Source organism: Bradyrhizobium neotropicale (assembly GCF_001641695.1).
GTDB classification, from domain to species: Bacteria; Pseudomonadota; Alphaproteobacteria; order Rhizobiales; family Xanthobacteraceae; genus Bradyrhizobium; species Bradyrhizobium neotropicale.
In genome coordinates, this window is sequence record NZ_LSEF01000083.1 from 1 (window position 1) to 8,954 (window position 8,954).

An 8,954-nucleotide genomic window follows, 5' to 3' on the forward strand; every position below is an offset into this window, starting at 1 on the left:
CTAGTGGTTCATCACAGTGGTTTTGACTCTTTGGCGGCAACTGGATAGGCGCGACCGAGTTTGGCGCGGGCTTTGTCGGTTGTGAACATCCATTTGATGCGGTCTCGCGCCTTGTTTCGCTGCCGTTGCCATGCTGCGATTTCTTTTCGAAGCCTTTTGGGATCGTCGATGCGACGGCCGAGACACTGGCGCTGCAGCACGCTGATCTCGCACTCGACCATATTGAGCCAGCTGGCGTGTTTCGGGGTGTAGTGGAACTCGAGGCGGCGCAGGATGCGACGGGCCTCGGCAGGCGCAAATGCCTGATATAGCGCGCCGGCCGTATGAATCGACAGATTGTCCTGCACCACACGGATGCAGGCGGCATTGGGATAGTGGACGTCGACGAGTTCGCGCATGCAGTGCGCGTAGTCGACCGCGGCGCGGTGGTCTGTAACCTTGACATTGCGCCAGCCGCGATGCGGATCGAAGGTGACGAAGAGATTGACGGTACCGTTGCGGCGATATTCGTAATCGTAGCGCTCGCGCTGTCCCGGTTGGGCAGGGATCGGCTGGCGTACCTCGCCGATCAGCTGGACTGGGGTCTCGTCGAAGCAAACCAGGGGCCGCTCGGGATCCGGCGCCTCGGCGTAGAGATCGAGCACATCCTCCATCCGGGCGACGTATTCGCCGTCGACATGAGGAATGCACCACATATCCCGGCGCCACGGCTTGAGGTCGTTGTCGGCCAGCCGGCGGCGCACGGTCTCGCCCGACAGGCTGGCGTGATCGGTGAGCTTGACCATCGCGTCGGCCAGCAATGTCAGCGTCCAGCGTTTGCGGCCGGCGGGCGGCTTGGCGCATGCCGTCGCCACCAGCAGGGCCTCTTCCTTGCCTGTCAGCTTGCGTTCCGCGCCCGGACGCGGCTCCTCACTCAAGGCCCGCTCCAGATTGCCTTCTACGAAACGGCGTTTGGTCCGGCCGACGGTGGAAAGGCTGACCCGGACGGTTCGGGCAATCTCCGCGTCGCAGCTGCCTGAATCGGCCGCCAGCACAATCTGAGCCCGTTTGAGTTTGCGGGCGGAATGCGTGCCGCCGCCGAGCATTGCCGTCAGTTCGTCCCGCTCGGCTTGGCTCAATTCGACCCGATAACGTACATTCATGCTTCGCCTCCTTGTCGGAGGCCGGGACGAATCCAGCTATGAGTCAAAAATCAGGCGCGCACTTCACCGAGAAGCAGGGACACTATCTCGCTTTCATCCATACCTACTCGTACATGTTCGGACAGCCGCCCGCCGAGGCCGACATCCAGCGGCATTTCCGCGTCAGCCCGCCGTCAGTCCACCAGATGATCCTCACCCTCGAACGCAACGGGTTCATTCGTCGCCAGCCCGGCGTCGCTCGAAGCATCGAGATCCTCTTGCCACCCGAAAAGTTGCCTATCCTCGGATGGCTCGGTATCAAAACGTCAAAATCACTGTGATGAACCACTAGTCGGCATGGCGGTACCCGCAACCCTCCGACGATCGGTCAAAATACTCCGGGTGAGGTCACCTCAAACTCCCCCCACCTGATTCCGCCTGGCTGGGCGGCTGATCGGCCGCAAAGCGCGTAGCAGGACGTTTATTTTCGCCCCCTTTTAGGGAAGAGGGGACGGGGAATTGAATGTCTCGAAGCCGCGTCTGCAAAGCACTGTATTTACGTTACTTGAGCGCCAGACGAGCCAACGAGAGATCCAGCGGCTGACGGGGATCGACCGCAAGACGATCCGGCACTACCAGGCGATTTTCGCATCCCGGCGAGCGGCGGAGGCAAATTCCGCCGGGGTGACCGAGGCCGCCGATGGGCAAACTCCCCCACCTCCGCGACCGCCGGCTATCGGAGTGAAGGTGGCCGTCAAGACGTTTGATTTCGCCCGCTCAGCCTGTGAACCGCATCGGGAATGGATCGAAACGGCAGGTCCGTCTGAAGCGCAATGCGCAGGCGATCTACCAGGATCTGGTTGATCAGTTCGGCTTCACTGCCAGCTACGAGAGCGTCAAGCGTTTCATGCGCGCCCTGCGCCACATCGATCCCAAACAGTTTGACCGTCTTGAGTTTGCCCCCGGCGAGGAAGCCTAGGTCGATTATGGCGAAGGCGCGCTGACCCGCGGTCCGAAGAGCGGTCGTTACCGCCGGCCGCGCCTCTCGTGATGACCCAGCGCTACTCGCGGCGCAGCTTCCGGCGGGCGGCCTGGAAGTCGAGCCAGCAGATCTGGGCACAGCTCCACCAAGAGGCTTTCCGGTATTTCGGCGGCGCCGTCGGCTATGTCGTGCTCGATAATCTCAAGGAAGGCGTCATCACGCCCGACCTGTACGAGCCCGAGCTCAACCGGCTCTACGGCGCGGTGCTCGCGCATTACGGCGTCGTCGCCGATCCGGCGCGGGTGCGGGACCCGAACGGCAAGGGGATCGTGGAGAACGCGATCCAGCACACCCAGGGCATCGCGCTCACCGGGCGGCGCTTCGAGTCGCTCGAAGCTCAGAACAGGTTTCTGGAGCACTGGGGGGCGAACTGGGCGTCCAAACGCATCCACGGCAGCACAAGGCGTCAGGTCGAGGCCATGTTCCAGGAAGAGAAGCCGCATCTGCGGCCATTGCCTGCGACCGGCTTCCGTTGTTTCTCCGAGCTCGTGCGCACCGTCTACGATGACACCACCGTGCGGGTGGACCACAGCGACTATGCCGCGCGCCCCGCGCCGATCGGCAGCCAGGTCGTGGTACGGCTCTACGAGACGACGATCGAGATCCGCGACCGCACCACCCAGGCGCTGCTGCGCGTTCAGCGTTCATGCCCGCGCCGCACGGCCGGGTTCGCTCGAACTGCCGGACAACGAGCGCCCATTCAATCCATCCCGCTAGACCGCCTTCCTGCTGGCAAGCGCCGGCGACATCGGACCGCAAGCGTAGCCGCTCTGTCAGCACCTGTTCGACACCGAAGGCCGCGTCGGACAACGCGCGATGTGGGGCATTGTCGGACTGGCGAAGAAGTATCCCGCCCGGCTCGTCGAGCAGGCCTGCGATCACGCGGTGCGTCATCACATCCATCGCTACAAACAGGTGCGCGCCATCGTCGAGCGATTGTTCGAGCAGGCGCTCGAGCGCCTCGATCAAGCACCACAACTCACGCTGCCGCTGACGCAGGATCATCCACTGATCCGTCCTGCGGACGAATACGGCGAACTCTTTCGCCTCGGCGCCCAGAACCGTGCCAGCAACGAGAGCCCGCCAATCAACAACGGCGATGATCAGCGTGCAACAAACCGCGCTCGCGTCGCCTCCGCAACCCCGGCCAGCTCCGACGACGCGAGCGCTTTCACCGAGACCTTGATTGCCGATCAACTCAGCCTTTCGACCTCCACAGGAGCTCTTCCGAATGACCATGACCTTGATCGAAATCGATCGCTGCCTACGGCAATTTCGGTTGTCGGGCATACGCGACACGCTCGAGACCCGTGTCCTGCAGGCCCAGGGCGCCAGCCAACCGTTCCTCGAGACGTTCTGCTTGCTCCTGCAGGACGAACTCGATCGTCGTCAGTCCTGTCTCATCGCTCGCCGCTACCAGCAATCCGGGCTCGAAGAGAAACTCACGCTCGCGGAGTTCGACTGGTCCTTCAATCCCAATCTGCCGCGTCAGGCCTGCTTCCAGCTGCACACGCTGAAGTTTGTCGCCGTCGGTGAAAACGCACTGCTCATTGGTAAGCCCGGCACCGGAAAGTCGCACGTGGCCAAGGCCGTCGCCTACCAGGCCATCCAAGGCCACAAGGTCCAGTCGCGAGGTTTTATCGTCGCTGCCACGGACGGCGCCAGATCCGGATCGTATCAACGGCTGAAAGTAGTAGCCCGCAATCATCCATATGAATGCCGGATTCCAGAGAGGCGCCCTCAGGCGTTGCAGAATTTCTGCGTCGAGTGAGAGAAATAGCCGCCAATATTTTTGCTTTAGGACAATTATTTACAAGAAGACATGGACGCTCGTTGTGAGGACTACGCCCTCACTGCGCGTCTCCTTGGGGCTTTCGATTGACAGCCAGGTTCGAGAGCAAGACGAAAGGGAAGCAATTCAATGAGCCAAAGCGCAACAGAACTTCATGACAGCGCGATCATAATTGATGCAGTGGCTCCACTTGTGGATGACCATGTAGCGGGCTATCGAGCCGGCGCGCGAATAGCGGACTATCGAGCCGGCGGTCTGACCGCGATCGCTCCAACCGTCGGGGGGTGGGACGGCACTGGGGGAACGCTGCGGATGATCGGAGCGTGGCATAAGCTACTGCGACAGCGCGACGATCTGATATTGGTCCGTACTGCTGCCGATATTCGGAAAGCCAAGGCGTTGGGCAAGACGGGCATTATCATGCACATCCAGGGGTCCACGCCGATCGAGGATAGCCTTGACCTGGTTGACGCTTTCAAAGCGCTGGGTGTCGGCGCCATGCAGCTGGCGTACAACGTGAAAAATCGTCTCGGCGATGGCTGCGAAGAGCGTACGGATGCCGGCCTGAGCCGCTTTGGACTGCAAGTAGTCGAGCGGATGAACCAAGCTCGCATGATCGTCGATTGCTCGCATACCGGCGTACAGACGACGATGGACGCGATCGAACATTCTTCGGCGCCTGTGATCATTTCGCATGCGAATGCCAAATCCGTTTATCCATCGCCCCGCAACGTTTCCGACGAACTGATCAAGGCAATCGCTGAGAACGGTGGCACGATCGGCGTGGTAGGCTTTCCAGCCTTTGTTTCCGGGGACAGGCGTCCGACGATCGATCAATTCATTGATCATATCGCATATATGAGCGATCTCGTCGGTACCGAGTACATCACGCTCGGAATAGATTATTCTAATCTTCAGTCGCCGTATTGTGACGATCACACGGCGATGACCATCTACAAGAAACTTTTGGATAATAACGAGTGGAGCCCAAAGGCTTACCCCGAGCCGCCATATTACTATCCAGCAGGAATCGAGACTCCTAAAACCATGCCGGCGTTGACCGACGCCCTGCTGCGGCGCGGTTTTACGGGCGAAGACATTCGCAAGCTTTACGGCGAAAACCTGCTGCGAATCTACGAAACCATCTGGGGGGAATGAAGACGGAGCTGGTACTGACCAACTTAAACGGTGCGCCGGCACTCATTGCTATTCAACAACAGGGGAGCTGCTGTGAAAGACGCTGTGACGAATACAAAGTCGCGCTCGGGCTCCTCGCCTTTATCGCACTCAGCCAGCCGGCTTTCGCGGGGAAGGCGGACGATACACTCAATGTCGGTTTCGGCAATGAGATCGAAACGCTTGACTGTTGCCAGGCAGTGAGCCGTGAAGCGCTCAACATTGGCCGCATCCTTTGCGACGGTCTTGTGTCGAAAGACTTTCAAATCCAACAAATTTGTTCTGGAACTGGCCGAATCCTATAAGTTCATTTCCGACACCCAGATTGATTTCAAGATTCGAAAGGGCGTCAAATTCTACGATGGCGCTCTTCTGACCGCCGACGATGTCGTTACGCTAAATCTCGTCTCTCGCCGTGATTTCCTGCGCGCTACGCCGCTGTAAACTGGATCGACAAGGCCGAAAAACTTGATCAAGACACGGTCCGGCTGACCATGAATGCGCCTTATCTTCTGGCACTAGAAATGCTTTCCGACAATGTGCCGATCTACTCCAAGGGCTATTATGAAAAAATCGGTTCAAAGCGCGACGGTGCGTGCTGTGGACGAAGTCTCGATCCGCGTCGAGAGAAGCGACGTTCTTGGCATTGTCGGAGATTCCGGGTCTGGAAAAAGCACGCTCGCAAAAATCATGCTGGGACTGCTCCTGCCGACCCAAGGAGAGGTTCTGCTGGATGGTCGGTCGATTTCTGATATGGCAGGTCGGCAGATCGCTGAACGGGTGGGATTCATTTTCCAGGACCCGTACTCGTCCTTGAACCCGCGCCAGACTGTGGGCAAGTTCGTGGCCTGTCCGCTCTATTTGCGGGGCGAGGGCGCGTCGGTGAAGCGGCAAGAACGCGCGCGAAAGATCCCCGACATTGTAGGATTGCCGTTACGCTTCCTCGAAGCCTATCCCAGCCAAATGTCGGGCGGCCAACGGCAGCGCGTTGCCATCGCCAGAGCTCTGATCTCACGCCCCAAGCTGCTGATATGCGACGAGCCGACCTCGGCGCTTGATGTGTCGGTTCAACCCCAGGTGCTCAACCTGCTCTTGGAGCTGCGCGAGGAATTCAATCTGACCTACGTCATGATCAGCCACAGCGTGATCCAGCATATGACAACGCGCGTGGCGGTTATGTATCTTGGCCGGATCGTCGAAATGAATGCTTCCGAACGTGTCTTTGAAGATCCTCGCCATCCTTATACGCAGCTTCTACTCAACTCTACACTGACGGTTGCACCAGGTGCCGGCGTCCCTGTTCTGAGAGTCGACACTGCCGCTCGGGAGGCAATGCATGAGCATCCGTCCTATATCGCTCAGTGATCCCGATAGTATAAAACAAGGAACGACCCATTGAGCGTTCGGTCTGGTACTGTGGACGTTTCCCTAGAGGCGTTAAAGGGTCTTCTAGCGCGTATCTTTGAGAGAAACGGCTGCTCCTCCGCGACCGCCAGCATTCTCGCCGCCAACTGTGCTGGCGCCGAAGCGGCTGGCTCGTTCAGCCATGGCGTATTCCGGGTAGACGGTTATGTCTCCTCTCTGCGTTCGGGCTGGATTGATGGCGCGGCAGGGCCTGAGATATATTCGAAATCACCTGCCTATGTTTTCGTCGATGCAAAGAACGGCTTCGCGCAGGTCGCTCTGCATGCGGCACGCGACATTTTCGTTCAGCGGATTCGCGAAAACGGCGTCGCACTGCTATCGATACGTGGATCGCATCATCTCGCCGCACTCTGGCCGGATGTAACGCCCTTCGCACAGGAAGGGCTGATTGCGATCTCTATGGTCAATAGCTTTGGTTGTTCAATTCCGGTAGGCGCAAAGAAGCCACTTCTCGGGACCAACCCTTTTGCTTTCGCCGCGCCGATCAGGGGAGAGGCTCCGCTAGTTTTTGACTTCGCAACAACCTCAATGGCCAATGGTGACGTGCAGCTTGCGGCTCGTGAAGGCCGTACGTTGCCGCCAGGTATTGGAGTGGACAGCAGTGGCGAGCCGACGACGGATCCGAACAAGATCCTTAATGGTGGAGCGCTCGTGCCTTTCGGCGGGCACAAGGGGTCGGCGATTTCTCTGATGGTCGAACTAATGGTTGCCGGGTTGACGGGGGGCAAGTTCTCCTCAGAAGTAGATTGGTCCGCTCATCCCGGCGCTCAGACGCCGCATACAGGACAGATCATCATCGGAATCGATCCTTCCTTTTCCGAGCCAGGCGGGTTCTCCGATCGCAGCAGTCAATTTATCGCCATGCTCCGAGATGCGGGAATGGAAAGCTACCCAGGATTGCGTCGGTGGCGCATCCAAGACAAAGGATCTGTAACGATATCCTCAGCCATGTTCAACAGGCTGACCGAATATGCGGCGGAAGTGAAATGTTGATGGCACAGCTGGGATGGATACGTGAACCGGAATAAGTACCCGCCGATCGGCATTACTGTCCAAAACCTACGAAAGCAGTTCGGCCTCACTCTGAATGATCTGGCGCAGCAATCAGGACTCTCCGTTTCCGCCCTATCGAAAATAGAAAACAGTCAGGTTTCGCCGACCTACGACACAATCCTAGGTCTTGCCACGGGACTTGATGTCGACGTGACGGAGCTCTTTGGCAACACCCCCAACAAGGTCGACGCGGCGGGACGCTTGGTCGTGACCAGGGAGGCCAAAGGAATTCTGCAGAAGACGCCCCATTACGAATATGAAATGCTCGCCGGGGAGCTTTCAGCCAAACAGTTCACGCCCCTTCTGACGCGTGTGCATGCGCACTCAATCAAGGAGTTCTCCAAAATTGAGGGGGCATATGTGGGAAGAATTCTTCTATGTCTTGTCGGGTGAAGTGCTGTTGTATACCGAACACTATGCACCCATTCGTCTTTCGCCGGGCGATTGCAGTTACTTCGATTCGACCATGGGGCACGCGCTGGTCTCGGCGGGCGAGGAAGATGCATTGATTTTGTGGATAGCCACCCGCGTTCATGGGGGTCCTAGCTCAGGACAATTCCTCCAACCGTTGAAAGCGGACTTCAGGGGCCGCAAGTGACCCAGCCTTTATTCTAAAGAACGTGCCATAGCGTGTCCAGACCGGGCAAGCGCGAGTGAGTGTGGCGTTGATCTCTTGAAAGGTTGTTGTATGAGTGACGCAACTCGAACTGGTAGCGATCTCATCATCGTGATCGGCGCGGGCGTAGCCGGGATTATGACCGCATATGCCTTGGCGAAGCGCGGCCTAAATGTGGCTGTCATCGACGCGTTATCCGGTCCGGCCGAAATGTGCAGCCGCGCAAATGCAGGTATCATCGCTGTCGGGCATGCAAAGGCCTGGGCGGGACCGGGAGCGCCTGCTGCCATGATCAACGCTTTCGCCGGGCGTGACCCATCGGTGAAAGTAACCCGCCTGACGGATCCAACGCTCTGGCGCTGGGGAGTTGAGTTCCTGCTCAACTGTTCCCCGTCGGCTCATCGCAGGAATACCGACAAGCTGCAACGTTTGAGCCGTTACAGCCGTGATCTCGCTGCCGCCGCCGAAGTCGAGATGAACCTGCCGGCGGAGATCCGGCATCAGGGAGGGCTCTATTTGTTTCAGGATAAGGCGCAGTTCAGCACCTATGTGGCCTCGATCGAGGATCATGGCGACGGCTCCGTCGAGGTATTGGGCCGTGACGCATTGATCGCGCGCGAACCCGGTTTGTCCGGTATGTCTGGCCGGTTAGTTGGCGGGCTGTTCAGTGCAACAGACTCCGTGGGTGATTGCCGGCTGTTTACCCAGCGCACGACTGCCTATTTGAAC

Annotated in this window: 10 protein-coding genes and 1 pseudogene; 10 read left to right on the forward strand and 1 reads right to left on the reverse strand. The window is 58.8% G+C overall.

What is annotated here, in order from left to right; all coding sequences use genetic code 11:
* Positions 1–11: 11 nt before the first annotated feature.
* The gene (locus AXW67_RS26425) at positions 12–1,142 is read right to left on the reverse strand and encodes an IS630 family transposase (protein ID WP_063675747.1); all 1,131 of its coding nucleotides are present in this window, start codon (positions 1,140–1,142) and stop codon (positions 12–14) included.
* A gap of 38 nt (positions 1,143–1,180) precedes the next feature.
* Here AXW67_RS26425 and AXW67_RS26430 point away from each other — a divergent pair, with 38 nt between their 5' ends.
* The 10 genes and pseudogenes from AXW67_RS26430 to AXW67_RS26470 all read left to right on the forward strand — a co-directional run.
* Positions 1,181–1,462 (forward strand): LexA family protein, encoded by a 282-nt coding sequence (locus tag AXW67_RS26430; RefSeq protein ID WP_063675745.1) that lies wholly within the window; start codon positions 1,181–1,183, stop codon positions 1,460–1,462.
* Between the two features lie 178 nt (positions 1,463–1,640).
* Positions 1,641–3,208: pseudogene (gene istA, locus AXW67_RS26435) on the forward strand (IS21 family transposase); the annotation flags it as partial.
* A gap of 186 nt (positions 3,209–3,394) precedes the next feature.
* Positions 3,395–3,934, forward strand: a complete 540-nt coding sequence (locus AXW67_RS26440) for an ATP-binding protein (protein WP_283806469.1) — start codon at positions 3,395–3,397, stop codon at positions 3,932–3,934.
* A gap of 150 nt (positions 3,935–4,084) precedes the next feature.
* The gene (locus AXW67_RS26445) at positions 4,085–5,113 is read left to right on the forward strand and encodes a dipeptidase (RefSeq protein ID WP_063680275.1); all 1,029 of its coding nucleotides are present in this window, start codon (positions 4,085–4,087) and stop codon (positions 5,111–5,113) included.
* A gap of 225 nt (positions 5,114–5,338) precedes the next feature.
* Positions 5,339–5,575: an ABC transporter substrate-binding protein gene (locus tag AXW67_RS26450; RefSeq protein WP_145927881.1), complete on the forward strand. Its 237-nt coding sequence runs from the start codon at positions 5,339–5,341 to the stop codon at positions 5,573–5,575.
* A 120-nt stretch (positions 5,576–5,695) separates the two neighbouring features.
* Entirely contained in the window at positions 5,696–6,496 is an 801-nt protein-coding gene (locus AXW67_RS26455) for an ATP-binding cassette domain-containing protein (protein WP_063680277.1), read from the forward strand.
* A gap of 30 nt (positions 6,497–6,526) precedes the next feature.
* On the forward strand, positions 6,527–7,549 hold the full coding sequence (locus AXW67_RS26460) for an Ldh family oxidoreductase (RefSeq protein WP_063680278.1): 1,023 nt from the start codon (positions 6,527–6,529) through the stop codon (positions 7,547–7,549).
* A gap of 21 nt (positions 7,550–7,570) precedes the next feature.
* The gene (locus AXW67_RS26465; RefSeq protein WP_063680279.1) at positions 7,571–8,002 is read left to right on the forward strand and encodes a helix-turn-helix domain-containing protein; all 432 of its coding nucleotides are present in this window, start codon (positions 7,571–7,573) and stop codon (positions 8,000–8,002) included.
* Positions 7,968–8,207: a cupin domain-containing protein gene (locus AXW67_RS45075; protein WP_161491293.1), complete on the forward strand. Its 240-nt coding sequence runs from the start codon at positions 7,968–7,970 to the stop codon at positions 8,205–8,207. Before AXW67_RS26465 ends, AXW67_RS45075 begins: the two co-directional genes overlap by 35 nt.
* Positions 8,208–8,297: 90 nt before the next feature.
* On the forward strand, positions 8,298–8,954 hold a 657-nt coding region (locus AXW67_RS26470), incomplete at its 3' end, for an FAD-dependent oxidoreductase (protein WP_145927882.1).